23 protein-coding genes are annotated in these 22,013 nt (G+C 64.6%); 20 read left to right on the forward strand and 3 right to left on the reverse strand.

Annotation, left to right across the window (positions count from 1 at the left end; all coding sequences use genetic code 11):
* On the forward strand, positions 1-1,215 hold the full coding sequence (locus B2585_RS11700; RefSeq protein WP_292023239.1) for an ABC transporter permease: 1,215 nt from the start codon (positions 1-3) through the stop codon (positions 1,213-1,215).
* Entirely contained in the window at positions 1,212-2,819 is a 1,608-nt protein-coding gene (locus B2585_RS11705) for an ABC transporter ATP-binding protein (RefSeq protein WP_292023241.1), read from the forward strand. The genes B2585_RS11700 and B2585_RS11705 overlap by 4 nt, the downstream gene beginning before the upstream one ends.
* 43 nt (positions 2,820-2,862) lie before the next feature.
* Here the strand turns inward: B2585_RS11705 and B2585_RS11710 are convergent, their stop codons facing one another.
* The gene (locus B2585_RS11710) at positions 2,863-4,440 is read right to left on the reverse strand and encodes a D-alanyl-D-alanine carboxypeptidase family protein (RefSeq protein WP_292023243.1); all 1,578 of its coding nucleotides are present in this window, start codon (positions 4,438-4,440) and stop codon (positions 2,863-2,865) included.
* A 241-nt stretch (positions 4,441-4,681) separates the two neighbouring features.
* A complete protein-coding gene (locus B2585_RS11715) occupies positions 4,682-5,383 on the reverse strand; it encodes an HAD family hydrolase (RefSeq protein WP_292023245.1) in 702 nt (233 codons plus the stop codon).
* A 116-nt stretch (positions 5,384-5,499) separates the two neighbouring features.
* Between B2585_RS11715 and clpS the strand changes: the two genes are divergently transcribed.
* From clpS to recR, 10 genes are all read left to right on the forward strand, one after another.
* Positions 5,500-5,823 (forward strand): ATP-dependent Clp protease adapter ClpS, encoded by a 324-nt coding sequence (gene clpS / locus B2585_RS11720; RefSeq protein WP_292024033.1) that lies wholly within the window; start codon positions 5,500-5,502, stop codon positions 5,821-5,823.
* Positions 5,824-5,833: 10 nt separating this feature from the next.
* Positions 5,834-6,805 (forward strand): class I SAM-dependent methyltransferase, encoded by a 972-nt coding sequence (locus tag B2585_RS11725; protein ID WP_292023247.1) that lies wholly within the window; start codon positions 5,834-5,836, stop codon positions 6,803-6,805.
* A gap of 38 nt (positions 6,806-6,843) precedes the next feature.
* Positions 6,844-7,701, forward strand: coding sequence for an SDR family NAD(P)-dependent oxidoreductase (locus B2585_RS11730; protein WP_292023249.1), 858 nt, complete (start codon positions 6,844-6,846; stop codon positions 7,699-7,701).
* 560 nt (positions 7,702-8,261) lie between these two features.
* On the forward strand, positions 8,262-8,987 hold the full coding sequence (locus B2585_RS11735) for a hypothetical protein (RefSeq protein WP_292023251.1): 726 nt from the start codon (positions 8,262-8,264) through the stop codon (positions 8,985-8,987).
* Positions 8,988-9,121: 134 nt separating this feature from the next.
* Positions 9,122-9,829, forward strand: coding sequence for a hypothetical protein (locus B2585_RS11740; RefSeq protein ID WP_292023253.1), 708 nt, complete (start codon positions 9,122-9,124; stop codon positions 9,827-9,829).
* Positions 9,830-9,996: 167 nt separating this feature from the next.
* Positions 9,997-10,644, forward strand: a complete 648-nt coding sequence (locus B2585_RS11745; RefSeq protein ID WP_292023255.1) for a hypothetical protein — start codon at positions 9,997-9,999, stop codon at positions 10,642-10,644.
* 58 nt (positions 10,645-10,702) lie between these two features.
* Positions 10,703-11,593 (forward strand): oxygen-dependent coproporphyrinogen oxidase, encoded by an 891-nt coding sequence (hemF, locus tag B2585_RS11750; RefSeq protein WP_292023257.1) that lies wholly within the window; start codon positions 10,703-10,705, stop codon positions 11,591-11,593.
* Between the two features lie 290 nt (positions 11,594-11,883).
* Positions 11,884-13,623: a DNA polymerase III subunit gamma/tau gene (locus tag B2585_RS11755; protein WP_292023261.1), complete on the forward strand. Its 1,740-nt coding sequence runs from the start codon at positions 11,884-11,886 to the stop codon at positions 13,621-13,623.
* An 87-nt stretch (positions 13,624-13,710) separates the two neighbouring features.
* Positions 13,711-14,070, forward strand: a complete 360-nt coding sequence (locus B2585_RS11760) for a YbaB/EbfC family nucleoid-associated protein (protein WP_292023263.1) — start codon at positions 13,711-13,713, stop codon at positions 14,068-14,070.
* Between the two features lie 16 nt (positions 14,071-14,086).
* Complete coding sequence (gene recR / locus B2585_RS11765) at positions 14,087-14,683, forward strand: recombination mediator RecR (RefSeq protein WP_292023267.1); 597 nt, start codon at positions 14,087-14,089, stop codon at positions 14,681-14,683.
* Here recR and B2585_RS11770 read toward each other — a convergent pair.
* A complete protein-coding gene (locus tag B2585_RS11770) occupies positions 14,680-15,048 on the reverse strand; it encodes a nuclear transport factor 2 family protein (RefSeq protein WP_292023268.1) in 369 nt (122 codons plus the stop codon). The two genes, recR and B2585_RS11770, sit on opposite strands and share 4 nt — an antisense overlap.
* 122 nt (positions 15,049-15,170) lie before the next feature.
* On the opposite strand from B2585_RS11770, the gene B2585_RS11775 reads away from it, so the two are divergent.
* The 8 genes from B2585_RS11775 to uvrC all read left to right on the forward strand — a co-directional run bounded on the left by B2585_RS11775 (position 15,171) and on the right by uvrC (position 21,878).
* Positions 15,171-16,121 (forward strand): ABC transporter ATP-binding protein, encoded by a 951-nt coding sequence (locus tag B2585_RS11775; RefSeq protein WP_292023270.1) that lies wholly within the window; start codon positions 15,171-15,173, stop codon positions 16,119-16,121.
* A complete protein-coding gene (locus B2585_RS11780; RefSeq protein ID WP_292023271.1) occupies positions 16,118-16,879 on the forward strand; it encodes an ABC transporter permease in 762 nt (253 codons plus the stop codon). The genes B2585_RS11775 and B2585_RS11780 overlap by 4 nt, the downstream gene beginning before the upstream one ends.
* A gap of 86 nt (positions 16,880-16,965) precedes the next feature.
* Positions 16,966-17,760 carry a S49 family peptidase gene (locus tag B2585_RS11785; protein WP_292023273.1) on the forward strand — a complete coding sequence of 265 codons (795 nt, stop codon included), beginning with the start codon at positions 16,966-16,968 and terminating at the stop codon, positions 17,758-17,760.
* A 3-nt stretch (positions 17,761-17,763) separates the two neighbouring features.
* Positions 17,764-17,922: a hypothetical protein gene (locus B2585_RS11790; RefSeq protein WP_292023275.1), complete on the forward strand. Its 159-nt coding sequence runs from the start codon at positions 17,764-17,766 to the stop codon at positions 17,920-17,922.
* Positions 17,919-18,914, forward strand: coding sequence for a calcium/sodium antiporter (locus B2585_RS11795; RefSeq protein WP_292023277.1), 996 nt, complete (start codon positions 17,919-17,921; stop codon positions 18,912-18,914). The genes B2585_RS11790 and B2585_RS11795 overlap by 4 nt, the downstream gene beginning before the upstream one ends.
* Positions 18,911-19,687, forward strand: coding sequence for an SDR family oxidoreductase (locus B2585_RS11800; RefSeq protein WP_292023279.1), 777 nt, complete (start codon positions 18,911-18,913; stop codon positions 19,685-19,687). Before B2585_RS11795 ends, B2585_RS11800 begins: the two co-directional genes overlap by 4 nt.
* Positions 19,688-19,779: 92 nt before the next feature.
* Entirely contained in the window at positions 19,780-20,001 is a 222-nt protein-coding gene (locus B2585_RS11805) for a hypothetical protein (protein WP_292023281.1), read from the forward strand.
* Positions 19,998-21,878, forward strand: a complete 1,881-nt coding sequence (gene uvrC / locus B2585_RS11810) for an excinuclease ABC subunit UvrC (protein ID WP_292023283.1) — start codon at positions 19,998-20,000, stop codon at positions 21,876-21,878. Before B2585_RS11805 ends, uvrC begins: the two co-directional genes overlap by 4 nt.
* The last annotated feature ends 135 nt before the right edge of the window (positions 21,879-22,013 follow it).

Consider the following 22,013-nt stretch of genomic DNA (forward strand, 5'->3'; position numbering starts at 1 on the left):
ATGGCCGATCCGCGCACCAATGCCCGTGAACCGGCGCAGACGGCCCCGGCGCCCGCAGGCGCATCGCACACCGATCCGCACGAGATCCCCGAGTCCAAGCGCCGCAAGCCGTTCCTGTCGCCTCTGAACCAGCGCCGTTGGCGCAACTTCACGCGCAACCGGCGCGCCTACTGGTCGCTCATCATCTTTTCGATCGTCTTCGGACTGTCGCTGCTGGCCGAGTTCATCGCGAACGACAAGCCGATCCTCGTGTCCTACCAGGGCGACCTGCACATGCCGATTTTCCGGTTCTACCCGGAAACGGATTTCGGCGGCGATTTCAGGACCGAGGCGGTCTATGCCGACATCGAGGTCGAGTGCCTCATCGTCGCCGCCGGATCAGAGCGGTGCTGGGACGACCCCGAGGGCACGATCGAGGACGCGCAGGACGGCGAGATCGCGGGCGAACAGATCACGAAAGGCTGGCTCCTCTGGCCGCCGATCCCCTACAGCTACAACACGATCAACGACATCGGCACCGCCGCCCCGTCGGCCCCGGACTCAGACCACTGGCTCGGCACCGACGATACGGCCCGCGACGTGCTTGCGCGGGTGATCTACGGATTCCGATTGTCGGTTTTCTTCACCATCATCGTGACCGTGGCCACCGCGCTCATCGGCGTCGCGGCGGGTGCGGTTCAGGGCTATTTCGGCGGCTGGCTCGACCTTATCTTCCAGCGCATTCTGGAAATCTGGGCCTCTACCCCGTCGCTCTACGTCATCATCATCCTGTTCGCCATTCTGGGACGAAGTTTCTGGCTTCTGGTGTTCGTGACCATCCTGTTCGGCTGGCCGGCCCTCGTGGGCGTGGTGCGCGCCGAGTTCCTGCGCGCGCGCAATTTCGAATACGTCCGCGCGGCAAAGGCACTGGGGGTGTCGAACCGCACGATCATGTTCCGCCACATGCTGCCCAACGCGATGGTGGCGACGCTGACCATGCTGCCCTTCATCATCACCGGCACGATCGGCACGCTCGCCGCGCTCGACTTCCTCGGCTACGGCCTGCCCTCCTCGGCGCCGTCGCTGGGGGAACTGACCCGGCAGGCCAAGCAGAACCTTCAGGCCCCCTGGCTCGCCTTCACCTCATTCGTGACCTTCACCGTGCTCCTGTCGCTCCTCGTCTTCATCTTCGAAGGCGTGCGCGATGCCTTCGACCCGCGAAAGACCTTTCAATGAGCCTTCTGAACGTGAAAGACCTCCGCGTCAGCTTCACGCAGGACGGGGTGACGATCCCGGCGGTCAAGGGCGTGTCCTTCGACGTGAAAAAGGGTGAGACGGTCGCACTCGTGGGCGAGTCCGGGTCGGGCAAGTCGGTGACGGCCCTGTCCACCGTGTCGCTCCTGCCCGACAGCGCGAGCATTCAAGGCTCGATCACCTATGACGGGCGCGAGATGGTCGGCGCATCTGACAAGGAACTCCGGCGGACACGCGGCAATGACATCAGCTTCATCTTTCAGGAGCCGATGACATCGCTCAATCCGCTCCACACGCTGGAAAAGCAACTGAAGGAAACCATCGAACTGCATCAGGGGCTCGAAGGCGCGGCGGTCGAACGGCGCATCATCGAACTGCTCGACAAGGTCGGAATCCCGGACCCGGAGACGCGGCTCAAAAGCTATCCCCACCAGCTTTCGGGCGGCCAGCGTCAGCGCGTGATGATTGCGATGGCGCTCTCTAACGGCCCGGACCTTCTGATCGCGGATGAGCCGACGACGGCGCTCGACGTCACGATCCAGGCACAGATCCTCGACCTGCTGGCAGATCTCATCAAGTCCGAGGGCATGAGCCTCCTGTTCATCACGCATGACCTGACCATCGTGCGCAAGTTCGCGGACCGGGTGAACGTGATGAAGGACGGCGAGATCGTCGAGGCCGGCGATACGAAGGAAATCTTCGACGCGCCCAAGCACCCCTACACCAAGATGCTGCTGTCGGCCGAAGCGACCGGCAAGCCACTCCCCGTTCCCGCCGACGCCGAGGAAATCGCATCGGCCAAGGACCTGCGCATCTGGTTCCCGATCCAGCGGGGGCTCATGCGCAAGACGGTGGGGCATATCAAGGCGGTGAACGCGGCCTCCTTCTCGGTCCGCGCGGGCGAGACGGTGGGGATCGTGGGTGAATCCGGGTCTGGCAAGACGACGCTGGCGCTCGCCGTCATGCGGCTGATCTCGTCCGAGGGGCCGGTGGTGTTCCTGGGCGACAACATCCAGAACTGGAAGGCCAAGAACCTGCGACGGCTGCGCCGCGACATGCAGATCGTGTTTCAGGACCCGTATGGCTCCCTCTCCCCCCGCATGACCTGCGAGGAGATCATCGCCGAGGGGCTGGGTGTCCACGGGATCGAGCCGGGCCGTAACAAGCGCGAGATGGTGGCCGAGATCATGGCCGAGGTGGGCCTCGATCCGATTACCATGCACCGCTACCCGCACGAGTTCTCGGGCGGCCAGCGGCAGCGCATCGCCATTGCCCGCGCCATGATCCTGCGCCCTCGCCTCGTGGTGCTGGACGAGCCGACCTCTGCGCTCGACATGACCGTGCAGGTGCAGATCGTGGACCTGCTGCGCGACCTTCAGAAGAAATACGGGCTGGCCTACCTGTTCATCAGCCATGACCTCAAGGTCGTGCGTGCGCTCGCCCACAAGGTGCTTGTGATGAAGTCGGGCGACGTGGTCGAGCAGGGCGATGCGGACCAGATTTTCGACGCACCCAAGACCGACTACACCCGCGCGCTGATGGCCGCGGCCTTTGAGATCAAGGCGGCGGACGGCGCGTCGATGTAGGCCGGGGGCCGGTCTAGCCGGCAAATGCCGCGGGCGAACCCGGCTACCCTTGCTGACCCGCTTCGATGACCTGGCAGGTGGTGTCGCGCGCGGCCAGTCTGCGACAGGCGAGTTCCGCGCCCTCCTTGGTCATCCCCACGAAATTCGCGTTGAACCCGGTGCGCGACTTGGACACCTTGCGCAACGCCTCGCCAAGCGTGGCCAGCTCACTCAGCGCGGTACGCAGGAGGACGCGCTCGGCCTCGTATTGCGCCGGGAAAACGCCGACGTTGATGCCCCAGTGGCGTCCGCCCGAGGTGGACATGCGGGTCACGAATTCCGGTGTGCGCGGCGCGGTGGTCGCGCTTTCGACGTTGACGAGGATCATGTCCTCCGGGCGCGGCGGTGGGACCGGCGCGATCTCCGGCGCGGCGAGGGAGGCGTTGATGACGGGTGCTGCGGCCTGTGCGGCGCCCACGGGCACCTCCTCGACGGCGGGGGTCACATCGGCACCCGCCACTTCGGCTTCCGCCACGGCCTCGGCCTCGGCGAGCCGCTCCGGCACTTCCTCTTCGGGCGCTGCGAGGATATTCGCGATGACCTCGTTCACGGTCTCGGACGTATCCGGGTCCAGCGCGCTGCCCGGACGGGGCGCGGGCCGGATGGAGCGCACGGGCGCACCGACGACGCGGATCGTCTTGCCTGCTCCGCCCGGCTCGTCGAACTCGTTGTTCGCGACCAGCGGCGCGGTGGCCCCGGTGCCGGTATTGCCCATGTAGGGCGGCTTGGAGGGCGGCCGCACCGCCACGTTATTGCCCACGCGGGAGAAGCCCATGTCCAGAAGCTCCGCCATCTGCGCGTCGCGCGACGGGCCGGACGTACCGCCGAAGATCGTCGCGATGATGTGTTTTGAGCCGCGCCGAGCGCTCGCCGTCAGGTTGGAGCCCGAGGCCCGGGTATAGCCCGTCTTGATCCCGTCCGCGCCCTCGTAGGTGGACAGGAAACGCCGATTGGTGCTCGACACCGTCTTCACCCCCACATCCGCGCTCTGGCGCGAGAAGAGGTTGTAGTACTGCGGATAGTCAAAAAACAGGTGCCGCCCCAGCGTGGTCATGTCACGCGCGCTGGACAGGTGCGTGCTGGCCGTCAGCCCGTGCATGTTCACGAAATTCGTCTCGTTCATGCCCAGCGCCTTGGCCGTCCGGTTCATCCGCGTAGCGAAGGCGCTCTCGGAACCTGAGATCGCCTCGCCCAAGGCCGTTGCGGCATCGTTCGCCGACTTGACGGCGGCGGCCCGGATCAGGTGGCGCAGCCGCACCTTCTGCCCCTGCCGGAACCCGATCTTGGAAGGCACCTCGGAGGCGGCGTTGGCCGAGATCGTGACCATCGAGTCCAGCGAGATTTCCCCGTGTTGAACCGCCTCGAACACGACGTAAAGGGTCATCATCTTGGTGAGTGAAGCGGGGTGTAGCCTGGACTCGGCATTGCGCGAATGGATCACCTCACCCGTGCGGGCGTCGATCACCATTGCGGCGTAGGGCGCGGCCCGGGCTGGCGTCAGCGTCAGCGCAAGCGCCACCACGATGAATACGAGAGAGAACCGGGCCCATTGCCCGAGACGACGATACGCGTCGCTTGCCATCACTGCCTCATTTCCCGAGCTGGTTTTTTTGCGCCCGGTTTTTTTATCTGCCTGTGGATAAAGATAGCACGGCGCCCGAAACGGGAAAACAGTTAAGTCTCAAACGCTTTCACGATTCTTGAAGCGCGGCGATCCAGATGTTGCGTGTACCAGTCGGTGCGGCCCCAGATGCTTGATTGTGGCGTGATTGTGGCGCCAGTGATTGCAAAATTACCGGCGCACTGACCCCCGTCAGTTCGGCTCAGGAAAGCGAGTCCAGCACTCCCGGAAGCTCGCCCAGCCGGGCGATTTCGTGATACCGCGCCTCGCCCGTGGGCGGCTCGGCATGTTCCAGCGCCCAGGTCAGGTCATGGGGAACGTAGGTGCCCCAGGCCCCCGCCTCGATCGCTGGGATCACGTCTGACTTGAGCGAGTTGCCCACCATCATCGCGGCCTCGGGCCGGATGTCATGGCGGGCGAATATCGCGTGATATGTGGCAGGCTTCTTGTCGGACACGATCTCGACCCCGTCGAACAGGTCGCCCAGCCCGGATTGCGCGAGCTTGCGCTCCTGATCGAGCAGATCACCCTTGGTTACGAGGAGGATATGGTGATCGTCCGCCAGAGCCTCCACCGTCTCGCGGGCATCGGGGAGAAGTTCGATCGGGTGCGAGAGCATGTCCTGCCCTGCCGCGATGATTTCGGCAATCACACTGGAGGGCACCCGCGCCTCGGTCACCTCGATGGCGGTTTCAATCATCGACAGCATGAAACCCTTGATGCCGAAACCATAGTGCCCGAGGTTGCGTCGCTCGGCCGCCAGCAGTCTCTCGGCAAGGTGGTCCGGCGCGGCATGGTCGCGCAACAGATCCGCGAATCGTTCCTGTGTCAGGCGGAAGAACTGCTCGTTCTGCCAGAGCGTATCGTCGGCATCGAATGCGATTGTCTTTATTTTTCGTGCCATTGTGATGGCTCCTCTTGCGAGGCCCCCTTTATTTGCCCGCCCCACCCATTATATTGTCCTCTCCAACAAGGCACCGAGCCTAGCAGGAGAGCAGTTTGCGGACCGAGACCATTGTCATGGCTGGACAGGACGACGACCCGCCGGGGGGTGATACGCAACTTGCGGTCAAACCCAAGTCGAAGTCAAAGCGTCCGCCGCTCTACAAGGTGCTCCTGCTGAACGACGATTTCACGCCGATGGAATTCGTAGTCATGGTGCTGGAGCGCTTCTTCGGCATGAACCACGCGCAGGCGTTCGAGATCATGCTGACCGTGCACAAGCGCGGGCTGGCCGTGGTCGGGGTGTTCTCCTACGAGATCGCCGAGACCAAGGTGAACCAGGTCATGGAAATGGCCCGCCAGCACCAGCATCCGTTGCAATGCACGATGGAACGGGAATAACCCGCCCCCCATGTCGCACTCACGTCTGACCCACGCGCTGGACACCGGCGCGCTCGTGCTGCCCGAGGGCCGCATCGCCGTCTTCGCGCCGCCCACCGGATTCGACCTCTCCGCGCTCGAACAGGCGCGGGTCGAGGTGGTGAGCCGGTTCTACCCGGACGTCGCCTATTGGCAGGGACTTGGTTACCGCGTGCTTCAGGAGCCCGAGGGGCATTACGCCGTCGCCCTTGTCGTCCTGCCCCGGGCGAAGGACGCCGCGCGCGCCCTGCTGGCCGAAGCTGCGGGATGTGCCGACCTCCTTGTCGTCGACGGGCAGAAGACCGACGGAGTCGATTCGATCCTGAAGGCGGTCAAGAAGATCGCGACGCCCGACCATGTCCTGTCCAAGGCGCATGGCAAGATCTTCTGGCTGGCCGCCCCGGCGCTGGCCGACTGGGCCGCCGCGCCGAGCGACGTGGATGGGTTCGTCACGCGCCCCGGCGTCTTTTCGGCGGACGGGCCGGACAAGGGGTCGCGCGCTCTGCTCGACGACCTGCCGGCGCTGTCGGGCCATGTCGTCGACCTCGGCGCAGGCTGGGGCTACCTGTCGCGCGCGATTCTGAAGTCCGACGCCGTCACGGCGCTCGACCTCGTGGAGGCCGACCTGACCGCACTCGATTGCGCGCGCGAAAACATCACCGATCCGCGCGCCACTTTCCACTGGGCCGACGCCACCCAGTTCCGCCCGACCGCCCCTGCCAACGTGGTCGTGTGCAACCCGCCCTTCCACACCGGGCGCGCGGGCGATCCGGGCCTGGGCCGCGCCTTTATCCGGTCCGCCGCCGCCATGCTGGCCCCCGCCGGCGTTTTCTGGATGGTCGCCAATCGCCATCTGCCTTATGAAGACACGCTCGCGGAACACTTCCGCGAGGTCGAGACCATCGGCGGCACGCCGGGGTTCAAGGTCATCCGGGCCGCCAAACCCCATCGCGCCCGCCCCTGAATCCCCCTAACCTGACCGGCAAGAATCGGGAGTCCTGAATGTCCTTCTCCATCTCGGGCAAGAGCGTCATCGTCACAGGTGCCGCGAACGGCGTCGGCCTTGCCATCGCCCGGCATTTCGCAGACTCCGGCGCGCGCGTCATGTGCGCCGACATGGATGAGATCAAGCTGGCGGGGGAATTCGGTGCGAATCCCGACCGCGATGTCCTTCCCGACGCGGGCGAGGATGCGGTGGACGAGGACGCCTCGAACGTGCGCATCTTCGCGGGCGATCTGCGCGAAAAGCTGACGATCGCGAACCTGCTGTCGGCGACCATCGACGCGTTCGACCGGGTCGATATCCTCGTGAACGCCTCGCGGCAGGTCATGGCGATGGACCCGCTCGACAGCGACGACAAGACCGTCGAGGCGCTGATCGACCAGAACCTGATGACCGCGCTCAAGCTGAGCCAGGCGGTCGCCAAGCGGATGATCCAGCAGGCAAAGGACGAGGCGGGCGAGGACGAGCCGCAGTCCATCGGCGCCATCGTCAACCTTACCTCCATCGCCGCGATCCGCACCCGGCCCCAGCTCATGGGATTCTCCATCGCATCGGCCGCGCTGGAGCAGATGACGCGCTCGCTCGCCGTCGCCCTCGCCCCGCACCGCATCCGGGTGAACGCGGTCGGCTTCGGGTCGGTCATGTCCGCCAGCCTGCGCGAGGCCTGCTCGGCCGAGCCCACCCTGCGCGAAGAGGTGATCCACGGGACGCCGCTGGGCCGCATCGCGGAAGCAGGCGAAGTGGCGGAAGCGGTCCACTTCCTTGCCGCCGACGCCTCGCGTTTCATGACCGGGCAGGTCGTGATGGTGGACGGCGGGCGCACGGTCATCGACGTGGTGGACACGGACCGGCACTGAACGGTTTGGTTAAAAAGTTTTCCTGAACGGAGTTTTTTGGGTATCCTCGCATTGCGAAGGGGATGTCAGAGCGTATTTTCGAGTGTAATTTCAGCGGGCTTTTCCGGTCCGCATCAGCCCGCAGATGTGCGCGTAGGGTGTCATGCGCTGAGTTGAGCGCGCGGCCTTGGCCTGCACGCACCTCCTGCGGGCATTGACTGCCGACCGTGACGGGCTGGCCGTCGAACATTCCCTCAAGAGGACCTGTGTCGCGGGGGAACGAACGAATGAACGCACCGTCATCCTTCACCATTCCAAATGGCATCGTCCAACGTGACGAAACCAACGGGGCCGTCTGCGTAACTCCTGCGACATCCGGTCGGATGGCTCCACTCGGAAACGGCACGCGGGACTTCAAGAACACCGCCGAAACGGGACCATCCGCGTCGGATGGCGAGGCCTCGCCTACCGCAGACAGACCAAGTGGCGGTCGGGCGCGCAGCCGCTGAATTCGGCATCATCGGGGCAACAAAGACAGGATACCGAACCCAAGAGCAGTCCAAACCAGTAAGGGGAAAGACATGTGGGAACGTAAGATAAAGGCGATTATCTCGATAATTTTTTTTGCTGCGGCAACGCAGGGGTGCACCCAGCTCGCGGTGATTGCCGATGAGGAACTCGATAGGCAAAGGACGGAAAGGACAGTTTTCAGCACATCGCGGTTCGCGTCGCTCGCAGTCGAGGCAAACGAGCAGTACGATACCTTCAAGAACACCGTTCCAACGAATATCCCGACGACAGGGAGCGCAGAGTTCACCGGATTCGGCTTGCTGGACGTCAAACGGCTGAGCACAGACGCGACAGGCGACCAGTTGATCGGCCTTGCCTCTCTCGGCGCGGATTTCGCACCCGGCGGCACGACGATTTCCGGGGCCATCGGTGACATCTACTGGCTCTCAGGTGCCCAGCTCGCAGACCTTCAGGCCGAAATCGCAAGTGGCGACACCGCTGCGATCACGGCACGTTTGGGCAAGGTTTTCGAGAATCTGGACGTCAACACACAACGCAGCTACCAGATCGTCGTCCCCCAGTTCGCCGGGAGCGATTTCACGGCGGAGCTTTCAGGGAGCGTCAATCTTGAAGACCAGAGCAGTGCGGTCACGCTCGCCGGGACGGCGCAAGGCAATCTGCGCGGTCCGAATGCAGAATCGCTCGGCATGTTCGGCGATGTGAACCAGACGCTTTTGATAACGCAGGACGGCGAATCCCGCGAAGGCACGCTAAGCGTGTTTGCGAAACAGCCCTGACCGGCAGACCGGGCGCGCACGCCGCGCGCAGATACATCTCTTCGTCCCCCTGTTCAGGGGGATAACGGAACTCGCGCACTCCTTTATCCATGCCCAGCATGGGCGCGGTATTTTCGCGCTGCGAAGGGGGTATCATGACGAAATTCAAACGCATCACCATGTTGGCGATCGCGCTGACCACCACGAGCATGACCGCAGGTTGCCTGCGAAACGGGGTTGCGAGCGTTGCCGACCCGGCCGCGACAGCCGCGCTCGTCTTCGAGGCCCGGACGAATTCCCGGGACTTGTTCATGGAAACCACGACCATGCCGACCACCGGCGGCGCGACCTACGCGGGTTACGCGACCGGCATGATCAAGGACATGGCGCTGGACAGCACGGGCGGGCCGCAGCAGATCGGCCGGCATTTCGTCGGTGACGCCAGCTTCGACGTCTCGTTTTCGAGCAACGACGCGAGCTTCAGTGGGGACATTACCAACATCCTCGCGAAAGACGACGTGGACCAGCGCGACGTCTACACGACCTATTTCAGCGGCAGCCAGCAGGACATCGAAGACATGATCTCAGGCTTCGACCCCACGACCGGTTCGATCCGGATCGCGAACGGCGCGCTCGCGCCGACGGCGACCTCTCCGAACGCGGTGGCGTCAGACGTGTCGGGCAGCTTCACCCACAACGGCGACACGCTGGAATTCGGCGGACGTGGTCGCGGATTCTTCTTCGGTGCGGACGGCGAAGGGCTCAACGTGAATGCCGAGACCAACGACGGGCTGACGATCACCGAGAACGGGGCAACCCGCGTTGGCGACTTCGGGGCGACCACGGTGGACTCGTCTATGTAGGTTGCGAACCCTTTGGATGCGGCCCGGCCGACGTGCGGGGACCGTATCCCGACCGAACGCCTCTTGGATGTAGACGGAAAGACATATACGCCCTATAGTTGCAGCTTGGGTGCCGCATCGCGGATGCGGGTGAGGACTGAAACCTGCGCTTTCGCAAGGAGGCTCCGATGTCCTGTGCCCGTATGCTCCCGCCACTCGTCCTGCTCACCGCCTGTGCCACCCAATCCGGTGGCGACGCCACGCCCGAGGCCGTGGCCAAAAGCGTGGGGGACGTGATCACCAGCCTGTCCGATGTCGGTGCCGCAAAGGCCACCATGCCGACCTCCGGCACGGCGACTTTCAACGGCTACGCCACCGCCTTCGTCAAAGATGCGATCACGGACCAGACCGGGCGCCAGCTGGTGGGCGACGCCACTCTGAGTGCGCGTTTCTCGGCGGCAGGCGGCAGCGTGGAGGGCACCATCGGCAACCTCCTTGGCCGCGAGAACGTGAACCAGACCGAGCTGTTCTCGGCGATCCAGAACGGCAACGCCGGGGAAATCGAGGCGATCCTCGGCGACTACACTCAAGCGTCGGGCGAAATCGACCTCGCCCCGGCCACGATCACCGGCGCAGGATTCACTACCGCGATCGACGGCACGATCACGCATGAGGGCGACACACTTCGCTTCAATGGGCGCGGCACCGGCAACTTCTCTGGCGACGACGCCAGTGGAGTGCAGGTGACCGGTATCGCAGGCGGGGCCGGCGATATGACCCTGACCGAAAACGGTGCTCTCAAGGCCGGCACCCTCGCTGCCGTCGCGGCGCAGTAGCCAATTCACATTCCGTCGGGCTTCGACTAATCAGGCATCGGACCGAAGGAGACGCCCGATGACTGACATGATGGACGACCAGAAAGCCCGCGCGAGCGCCTGGTTCCGTGAGCTGCGCGACCAGATCGTTGCCGCTTTCGAGGCGCTCGAGGACAGCCAGACCACCGGGCCTTTCGCCGGCGAAGCGCCGGGCCGGTTCGTGGTCACGCCGACCAGCCGCACCTCCGACGATGGCTCCGATGCGGGCGGCGGGCTGATGTCGGTGATGCGCGGCGGGCGGGTGTTCGAAAAGGTCGGCGTCAACATTTCCACCGTTTACGGCACGCTCGGCGACGCCGCGCAGAAAGCGATGGCCGCGCGCGGCGTGCCGGGGATCGAGGCCGACCCGAGCTTCTGGGCATCCGGCATCTCGCTCGTCGCGCACATGCAGAACCCGCATACCCCGGCGGTCCACATGAACACCCGCATGTTCTGGACGCCCGGCGCCTGGTGGTTCGGCGGTGGTGCCGACCTGAACCCCTGCATCGAATACGACGACGACACGGCGCATTTCCACGCCGCCATGAAGGCAGGCTGCGACCCGCACGGACCGGATTACTACGACCGCTACAAGGCCTGGGCGGATGAGTATTTCTACATCCCCCACCGCAAACGCGCCCGCGGCGTGGGCGGCATTTTCTACGACGACCACAACACCGGCGACTGGGAGGCCGACTTCGCTTTCACGCAAGACGTCGGCCGCGCCTTCCTTCCGGCCTTCGTGCCCGTGACGGAAAAGCGCCGGGACACGCGCTGGACCGAGGCCGACAAGGACGCTCAGTTAGTCCACCGGGGCCTCTACGCCGAATACAACCTCGTCTATGATCGCGGCACGAAGTTCGGACTGGCCACCAGCCACGATCCGGACGCCGTGCTCATGAGCCTCCCGCCGCTCGCCAAGTGGACCTGACGGACCTCAGGGGGCTGTCTGCCCCCCACGGCGGCAAGCCGCCGTTCCCCCCGAAGGTATTTTCGGACCAGAGAAGAGGCGGCCGTTAACCTTAATGAACTCCGACTTTTCTTCGTTTCAAGAAACCTCGGGGGAGTCGGCCAGCTCGCTGGCCGACGGGGGCAGCGCCCCCCCTATGGGAGCGCGAGGGGCCTGCCCCTCGCATATGAGAGCGCGGGCGTAGCCCGCACCGTTCGGTAGACGCCCCCGAGACGCTCCACTACATTCGACCAGACTCACCCGGAGGTCCGATGTCCGACAGTACCGAATACCAGGTTCTCGCCCGCAAATACCGGCCCGAGACCTTCGCCGACCTGATCGGTCAGGACGCGATGGTGCGCACGCTGAAGAACGCCTTCGCAGCGGACCGGATCGCGCAGGCCTTCATCATGACCGGCATCCGCGGGATCGGGAAAACCACCACGGCCCGGATCATCGCCAAGGGCATGAACTGCATCGGTCCCGACGGCACCGGCGGGCCGACGGTCGAGCCCTGCGGCCAGTGCGAACACTGCGTCTCCATCGCTGAGGGGCGCCATGTCGACGTGATGGAGATGGACGCGGCCTCGCGCACCGGCGTGGGTGACATCCGCGAGATCATCGACAGCGTTCACTACCGGGCCGCCAGCGCGCGCTACAAGATCTATATCATCGACGAGGTTCACATGCTGTCGACGAGCGCGTTCAACGCGCTCCTGAAGACGCTCGAGGAACCGCCCGCGCATGTGAAATTCATCTTCGCCACGACCGAGATCCGAAAAGTGCCGGTCACGGTCCTGAGCCGCTGTCAGCGTTTCGATCTGCGCCGGATCGAGCCGGAGCAGATGATCGAACTTCTGCGCTCCATCGCCAGCCGCGAGAACGCCGAGATTGCCGAAGACGCCCTCGCCCTCATCACCCGCGCGGCCGAAGGCTCCGCCCGCGATGCCACGTCACTCCTCGATCAGGCGATCAGCCACGGGGCGGGGGAGACGACGGCGGACCAGGTCCGCGCCATGTTGGGCCTTGCCGACCGGGGCCGTGTGCTCGACCTCATGGACATGATTCTGCGCGGCGACGCCGCCGGCGCTTTGTCGGAGCTTTCCGCGCAATACGCCGACGGGGCCGACCCGATGGCGGTGCTGCGCGACCTCGCCGAAGTCACGCACTGGGTCAGCGTCATCAAGATCACGCCCGAGGCCGCCGAGGACCCGACCGTCTCGCCCGACGAGCGCGGGCGGGGCCAGATGATGGCGGATGGCCTGTCGCAGCGCATCCTTGCCCGGATGTGGCAGATGCTTCTCAAGGCCATCGAAGAGGTGGGCATGGCCCCCAATGCGATGATGGCCGCCGAGATGGCGGTGATCCGGCTGACCCATGTGTCCGACCTGCCCTCGCCCGAGGAGCTGGTGAAGAAATTGCAGGATACCCCGCCACCGACGCCACCGGCCGCTCCGACCGGCGGACCAGGCGCGGGCGGGTCCGCCGGCTACGGCGGCAACGGGCGCGCGCCCACAGGCGGCGGCGGAGGGGGCGGCACCGTCACAGCGCTCGCCTCGCAATCCGAGAACGCGCTGGCCCGGTATGCCACCTTCGACAGCGTCGTCGCACTCATCCGGTCGAACCGCGACGGCCTGCTCCTGCGTCATGTCGAAACTTGCATGCGCCTCGCGGCCTATCAGCCGGGCCGGATCGAGTTCACCCCGACCCCGGACGCGCCGCCCGACCTCGCCGCCCGGCTTGCCCAGCGGCTTCAGGGCTGGACCGGGGTGCGCTGGGGCGTTTCACTCGTCAATGACGCGACTGCGCCGACGATCGAGGAAACGCGCAACGCCGAGGAAGACGCGCTCAAGTCAGCCGCGCGCGAGCATCCGCTCGTTCAGGCCGTTCTGGCATCCTTTCCCAAGGCGAAGATCACCGAAATCCGCACGCAGGGCGAGATGGAGGCCGAAGCCGAAGTCGAGGCCCTGCCGGAAGTCGAGGACGAGTGGGACCCGTTCGAAGACGGGTAAACTCCCGCCTTTCCGGCCGAAACGCCTTGTCGCACGGCGCCCTCGTTGCGATATAGGATCCAACACCCGAACGAGAGGGAGAGACCCATGCTCAAAGGACTTGGCGGTCTTGGCGATATGTCCAAGATGATGAAAGCCGCTCAGGAAATGCAGACGAAGATGGCCGAGATGCAGGAAAGCCTCGACACCATCACCGTCACCGGTGAAAGCGGCGCGGGGCTGGTCAAGGCGACCGCGACGGCCAAGGGCGAGTTGACCGGTCTCGACATCGACCCGTCGATCTTCGACCCGAATGAAAAGGAAGTGGTGGAGGATCTCATCCTCGCCGCGATCAAGGACGCGCAGGTCAAGGCCAGCGAACGCTCCACGCAGGAAATGCAGAAGATCACCGAGGAACTCGGCCTGCCCGCCGGCATGGCCAACCCCTTCGGCGGCATGGGCTCCTGACCCGGACGGCGCGGACGTGAGCGAAGCCCCCCGCGACATCGAGACCCTGATCGACCTGATGGCGCGGCTGCCGGGGCTGGGCCCCCGGTCGGCGCGCCGCGCCGTGCTTCATCTGATCCGCAAGCGCGGGCTCCTTCTGGCCCCTCTGGCCGACGCCATGCATGCGGTCGCGGTGAGCGCGCGCGAATGCATCACCTGCGGCAATGTCGGAACGACCGAGGTCTGCGAGGTTTGCGCCTCCGAGAAGCGCGCCACCGGCGAGTTGTGCGTGGTGGAGGACGTGGCCGACCTTTGGGCGATGGAGCGGGCCAACGTCTTCAAGGGCCGCTACCATGTTCTTGGCGGAACCCTCTCGGCGCTCGACGCGGTCGGGCCCGAGGAACTGCGCATCCCCAAGCTCGTGCAGCGCGTGAAGGACGAAGGCATCCGCGAGGTCATTTTGGCCCTCAACGCGACCGTCGACGGCCAGACCACCGCACATTACATCGCCGAAGAACTGGAGGGGCGCTGCGAGGTCTCCTCGCTCGCCCAGGGTGTGCCCATCGGCGGCGAACTCGACTATCTCGACGACGGCACGATCACGGCCGCGCTCCGGGCGCGCAAGCGGGTCTAGCGTTCGAGCGGTTCCTGCTTGTGGCTGGCCAGGAGCCAGTCGCTCCCAAGCTTCACATAGACGCTCTCGCATTTCGCAACGTAGGAGTCGGCCCCGTAGCGCTGCGCCTCGGCGCGGTAGGTGATGCGCACCTTGTTGCCCAGCTTTTCCATGTTTCGGTCGAAGAAGTTCACACCATCCCACCGCGGGGCGTTTTCGAGCGCGGCGAGCACTTGCTGGCCTTTGAGGCGCCCTGTCGGTTCCGGAAAATCCATCACGGCGTCATCCACCATGTTGGCCCGGAAAAAATCGGGGCCTTCGAGCCAGAAATTCTCTTCTTCGGCCCAGAAACCGGCCGTCGCATTGATCTGGTCCATAAGGGTCATGCGAATCCAACGTGACACCTGCGGGATCGTTCCCCGCGACGTCACTTCGACTCCGTGAGAGTCGGGGGTGGCGGCGCGGCGACAAAGCACTTACGTTCCGCTAGCGCAAACAGGAGGGGCCCGTGGCACCGATCATCAAAATCGAAGGTCTGGAAAAGACATACGACAACGGCTTCCAGGCGCTGAAGGGCGTCGATCTCGACATTCACGAGGGCGAGGTTCTGGCTCTGCTCGGCCCCAACGGCGCGGGCAAGACGACCCTCATCTCGATCATCTGCGGGCTGGCGCGGGCGACGGCGGGCAAGGTGACCGTCGGCGGTCACGACATCGCGCATGACTTTCGTGAGGCACGCAAGCTGATCGGGCTCGTGCCGCAGGAAATGTCGATCGAAATCTTCGAGAAGGTCGAACCCAACGTGCGCCATTCCCGGGGCCTCTTCGGCAAGCCACGCAACGACGCCTACATCGAACAGATCCTCAAGCAACTCACGCTGTGGGACAAGAAGGACAACCGCATCCGCGAGCTGTCGGGCGGCATGAAGCGCCGCGTGATGATCGCCAAGGCGCTGTCGCACGAGCCGCGCATCCTGTTCCTCGACGAACCCACTGCGGGCGTCGACGTCGAACTGCGCAAGGAGATGTGGGAAGTCATGTCGGAGCTCAAGAAATCCGGCGTGACGATCATTCTCACCACGCATTACATCGAAGAGGCCGAAGCGATGGCGGACCGTGTCGGCGTCATCTCGAAGGGTGAGCTGCTGCTGGTCGAAGAGACCAAGACGCTGATGAAAAGCTTCGGCAAGAAAGAGCTTCACATCGATCTTGAAAGCGCGACGGACACCGTGCCGCCCGCGCTCGCCGCGCGTGGCGTTGAATTGGGGCCGAACGGTGAGAGCCTGATTTACAGCTACGACACGTCGGCCAAGCAGACCGGCATCACCGATATCCTGTCGGAGCTGCGTCAGGCCGGGCTGCGGCTGAACGATCTCTCCACCCGGCAAAGCTCGCTCGAGGATATTTTCGTCGACCTCGTCCATGAACAGAAACAAGACGAACAGGGGGATGCGGCATGAACTGGCGCGCCATCGCAGCGATCTATAAGTTCGAAATGGCGCGGACCTTCCGCTCCATCGGGCAGTCGGTCATCAGCCCGGTCGTCTCGACCTCGCTCTACTTCGTCGTTTTCGGCACCGCCATCGGCAGCCGCATCCAGACCGTGGACGGCATCGAATACGGCGCGTTCATCGTGCCCGGCCTGATGATGCTCCAGATGCTGATGCAATCGGTCTCGAACGCGGCACTCGGCATCTATTTCCCGAAGTTCGTCGGCACGATCTATGAAACCCTGTCGGCCCCCATCTCGGTCCCCGAGATCGTGGCGGGCTATGTCGGCGCGGCGGCGACCAAGGCGTTGATGATCGGGCTGATCATCCTCGGCACGGCCTCGTTCTTCGTCGATCTACAGATCGCGCATCCGTTTGCGATGCTCGCCTTCATGATCCTGACCTGCGTGACCTTCGCGCTCTTCGGCTTCATCATCGGCATCTGGGCGGACAACTTCGAACAGGTGAACCTGATCCCCATGCTGGTCATCACGCCGCTCGTGTTCCTGGGCGGCGCGTTCTACTCGATCTCGATGCTCCCCGAAGCCTGGCAGACCGTGGCGCTGTTCAACCCGGTGGTCTACCTCGTCTCCGGGTTCCGCTGGTCGTTCTTCGCCATGTCGGACGTGCCCGTCGGCATCTCGCTCATCGCGATCGGCGTCGTGCTCGTGGCCTGCCTCGCGGTGATCACGATGATCTTCCGCACAGGCTGGAAACTCCGGGCGTAAGGCGACACGACGTCATTGCCACAAAGCGGTGACAAACAGGAGGCGCGGCCTTGTAGGCCTATGGGCGCGCCTCTACATCGACTTTCATGAAGCGCTTTATTCCATTCATGACGCCCGACCCGGTGGTCGCGGTCGTCCGACTGCACGGGACGATCTCCACGGGAACGCGCGGACAGTTGAACGACGTCGCCATGGCCGGGCCCATCGAGCGGGCATTCCGCCGCAAACCCAAGGCCATCGCGCTTTCGATCAATTCGCCCGGCGGCAGCCCGGTCCAGTCCTCGCTCATCGCCGCGCGCATCCGCCGCCTTGCGGACGAGAAGGACGTGCCGGTCTATGCCTTTGTCGAGGACGCTGCCGCTTCGGGCGGTTACTGGCTCGCCTGCGCGGCGGACGAGATCTATGCCGACCGCTCCTCCATCCTCGGCTCCATCGGCGTCATCATGGCGAGCTTCGGCGCGCATGAATTTATCGCCAAGCATGGCATCGAGCGTCGGGTCTACACCTCGGGCGAATCCAAATCGCAGCTCGACCCCTTCAAACCCGAAGACCCCAAGGACGTGGAGCGGATCAAGAGCGTGGGCACGCAGATTCACGAAGCGTTCATCGACCATGTGAAAACCGCCCGAAAGGACAAGCTGGCCGACGATCCCGCTCTGTTCACCGGCGAGTTCTGGGTCGGGCAGAAGGCCGTCGACCTCGGCCTCGCCGACGGGATCGGGCACCTTGTGCCGGCCATGAAGGAAAAATTCGGCAAGGACGTGAAGTTCTCGGTTTTCGGCCCGAAACGGTCGATCTTCAAACGCTTCGGCGCCGAGATCGCCGGAGACGCGCTGGCGGCTGTCGAGGATCGCGCCCACTGGGCCCGGTTCGGCCTCTGACCGATGATCAAGGCCGTCTCGCTCTTTCTGATCGGTATGCTGGTGCTCGCCATGTTCGGGCGCCTGCGCATTCCGGGTGCGGACAAGCTGGCCAACCGTAAATGCCCCAAGTGCGGCCGCTTCCGGCTGGGGCGCGGCCCCTGTGAGTGCGGGCACGAATGATTCCCGATCTGCTCTATACCATCCTGGGCCTGGCAATCCTGCTTCTGGCCGGAGACAGCCTTGTAAAGGGGGCGGTGAACCTCGCCCTGCGCCTTGGCATCCCGGCCCTGATCGTCTCGCTCACGGTGGTCGCCTTCGGTACCTCCGCGCCCGAGCTTCTGATTTCGGTGCAGGCGGTGCTGGAGGGCGTCCCCGGCCTCGCACTCGGCAACGTGGTGGGGTCGAACACGGCCAACATCCTGCTCGTTCTGGGGGTTCCCGCGCTTCTGACGGGGCTCGCCACCAAGGACTGCGACACGCGGCACAACTACGTCACGATGCTGGCCGCCACAGTCCTGTTCATGGCGCTCGCCACGACCGGGACATTCGACTGGTGGCAGGGTCTCATCCTGCTCGCGGGCCTCGCCTTCATGCTCACCCTCGCCGCGCGACAGGCACTGGCCCACCGGCGCGAGGTGATCGCGCAGGCAGAGGCCAAGGGGCAGGAGATCGACGAGAGCCAGCTTGACGAGGAAGAAGACCTCGAAGGTGCCGACCCGGACATGCCGACCTGGCGCATCGCGCTTTACCTGATCCTTGGGCTTGTCGGCCTGCCGCTGGGCGCGGACCTGCTGGTCGAAAGCTCCACCAACATCGCGCGTTCGATCGGCGTGTCTGAAACCGTGATCGGCCTGACGCTCGTGGCGCTCGGCACCTCGCTCCCCGAGCTCGCGACAACCGTCATGGCCGCGATCCGCAAGCAGGCCGACGTGGCCATCGGCAACGTCATCGGCTCGAACATGTTCAACCTCCTCGGGATCATCGGCGTCGCCGCTCTCGTCGGCCCGATCCCGGTGGACCCCGAGATGCTGCGCTTCGACATCTGGGTAATGCTCGCCGCTTCGATCCTCATTGCGCCCTTCGTCTTCCGTGGCTGGTACATGGGCCGGGTCTGGGGCGCGGCTTTCTTCGTGCTCTACATCCTCTACATCTTCGTGGTGTTGCAGGCATGAGCGGGGCGTTGGTCACAGGTGCCGGCGGCCGGCTGGGTCAGGCGATGGCGATCTACCTCGCCAGCCGTGGCTATGACGTGGCCGTTCACTACGCCGGCTCCCGCGAAGGGGCCGAGACGACGGTCGCCGCCTGCCGCGCGCAGGGCGTACGGGCCGAGGCCGTGCAGGCCGACCTCCTCGACGACGACGCCGTTGCAGGGTTGGTGCCCGAAGCGGCCAAGGCCGTCGGGCCCCTCACGGTTCTGGTCAACAATGCTTCGATCTTCGAGTTCGACGAAATCGACTCCATGACTGCCGAAAGCTGGACCCGCAACATCGGTTCCAACCTGCGCGCGCCGATGTTCCTGACACAGGCCTTTGCCGAACAGGTGCCGGACCCGGAGACGGACGAACGGGGCGAACCGATCGCCTCCGCGCTGGTTCTCAACATGATCGACCAGCGGGTGAAGAAGCTCACCCCGCACTTCACCACCTACACCATCGCGAAGATGGGCCTCTGGGCCTTCACCCAGACCGCCGCCCGCGCCCTCGCCCCCCGTGTGCGCGTCAACGGCATCGGCCCCGGCCCCACGCTCAAGGGTGCCAACCAATCCGAGGACGAGTTCGCCCACCAGCGCGAGAACACCGTTCTGGAACGCGGGTCGAACCCCGAGGATATCACCGGGGCGCTGGGCTATTTCCTCGACGCAAAAGCGGTGTCCGGCCAAATGCTTGCAGTCGACGGCGGGCAGCATCTGGGCTGGAAAACACCCGAGAATCCCGGCCGGGATTGACCTGAATCAAGTCCGCTCCGGCCCCAAACCGCGCGAGTTGTGCACTGTCCATGCGGCTTGCAGTTATTGAACATGGAAAACCGTGTTTTTTCATGGATTTACAAATCGTTCATATTTTTTCTTTTTTGATTCAAGGGTTTGAAAAGCCGCCTATTTTTTGTGCAGCTCATTCCAGCCCTTGTGAAACAAGGAAAAACCGGATTGGGACGCTTTTCTTCCACGAACTTATCCACAGATTCTGTGGACGTGTTTTCTCTTGTCCCCGCCACGCTATCATTGCAGCCACAACGGGAATCAACGAGCAGCCCCAATGACTGAGTCGATCCGAACCGAAAACGCCGAGACCGGGCCGCGCGGCCACGGCTTGATCGCCCGCTATGTGCGCCAGCTCGACAACTCGCCGGGCGTCTACCGGATGCTCGACGAGGCGGGTCGGGTGCTCTACGTCGGAAAGGCCAAGAGCCTGAAGAACCGCGTATCGAACTACGCGAACCCCAACGGCCACTCCGCCCGGATCGCCCGCATGATCTCGCAGACCGCGAGCATGATGTTCCTGACGACCAAGACCGAGACCGAGGCGCTGCTTCTAGAACAGAACCTCATCAAACAATTGAAGCCGCATTTCAACGTGCTGCTGCGCGACGACAAGTCCTTTCCGAACATTCTGGTGACCAAGGACCACGCCTATCCCCAGATCCGAAAGCACCGCGGCGCGAAGAAGACCAAGGGCGCCTATTACGGCCCCTTCGCCAGCGCGGACGCGGTGAACCGCACCCTGAACCAGCTGCAAAAGGTCTTCCTTCTGCGCAACTGCTCGGACTCGATGTTCGAAAGCCGCACCCGCCCCTGCCTGCTTTATCAGATCAAGCGCTGTTCCGGTCCCTGCGTCGGCAAGATCTCGGAACCCGACTACGCCGGGCTCGTTTCGGACGCCGAACGGTTCCTGTCGGGCAAGACGACCAAGGTGCAGGCGGAACTGGCGGCCGAGATGCAGGATGCCTCGGAAGCGATGGAATTCGAGCGCGCCGCCGTGCTGCGCGACAGGATCGCCGCGCTGACCAAGGTGCAAAGCTCCCAAGGCATCAACCCGCGCGGCGTGACCGAGGCCGACGTGATCGCGCTCCACATGGAAGGCGGGCAGGCCTGTGTGCAGGTGTTCTTCATCCGCGCGAACCAGAACTGGGGCAACCGCGACTTCTACCCCCGCACCGGCGCGGGGGCGGACGCCGCCGAAGTGCTGCGCGGCTTCATCGGCCAGTTCTACGACCAGAAGGAACCCGCCCGCCTCCTGCTCCTGTCGCACGACATCGAGGAGCGGGAGCTGATGGAATCGGCCCTCGCGGAAAAGGCCGGGCGCAAGGTCGAGATCGCCGTGCCCCAGCGCGGCGAGAAGCTGGAGCTCGTCTCCGGCGCCACCCGCAACGCCCGCGAAAGCCTCGGGCGCAAGATGGCGGAAACCGCGACACAGGCAAAGCTGCTCACCGGGCTGGCCGAGGCCTTCGACCTCGACGAACCGCCGAAACGGATCGAGGTCTACGACAACTCTCACATCCAGGGCGCGCACGCGGTCGGCGCGATGATCGTGGCCGGGCCGGACGGCTACATGAAAAGCCAGTACCGCAAGTTCAACATCAAGGGCGAAGAGCTGACCCCCGGCGACGACTTCGGCATGATGAAAGAGGTGCTGACCCGCCGCTTCAAGCGCCTGCTCAAGGAAGACCCGGACCGCAGGTCCGACGCCTGGCCCGACCTCCTGCTCATCGATGGTGGGGCCGGTCAGGTGTCGGTGGTGCGCGCGATCATGGAAGACCTCGGCGTCGAGGACATCGCCATGATCGGCGTCGCCAAGGGCGTGGACCGCGACCACGGCAAGGAGGAGTTCCACCGCCCCGGCAAGCGCCCCTTCGCGCTGAAGCGCAACGACCCCGTGCTCTACTTCGTCCAGCGTCTGCGCGACGAGGCGCACCGCTTCGCCATCGGCACCCACCGCGCCAAGCGCACCAAGGCGATCAGCGCCTCTCCCCTCGACGATGTGCCCGGCGTGGGCGCGGGCCGCAAGAAGGCGCTGCTCGCGCATTTCGGCTCGGCCAAGGCGGTCACGACCGCGTCACTGTCCGACCTCAAGGCGGTCAAGGGCATCTCGGCCGCGCTGGCCGAAACGATCTATGGCCATTTCCACGAGAACGGGTAGATACCGTCCCTGCGGCCAGGGTTCTCAAGCGCTATCGACGCCATGATCCACTGCGCGCAGGCCCGCCGTCCGCACCGACGCCGCTCTGCCCCTTCTTCGGTCCCGAAATACCTCGGAGGGGGTCCGGGGGAGGCA

The organism is Maritimibacter sp. UBA3975 (assembly GCF_002384975.1).
Classification (GTDB): domain Bacteria; phylum Pseudomonadota; class Alphaproteobacteria; order Rhodobacterales; family Rhodobacteraceae; genus Maritimibacter.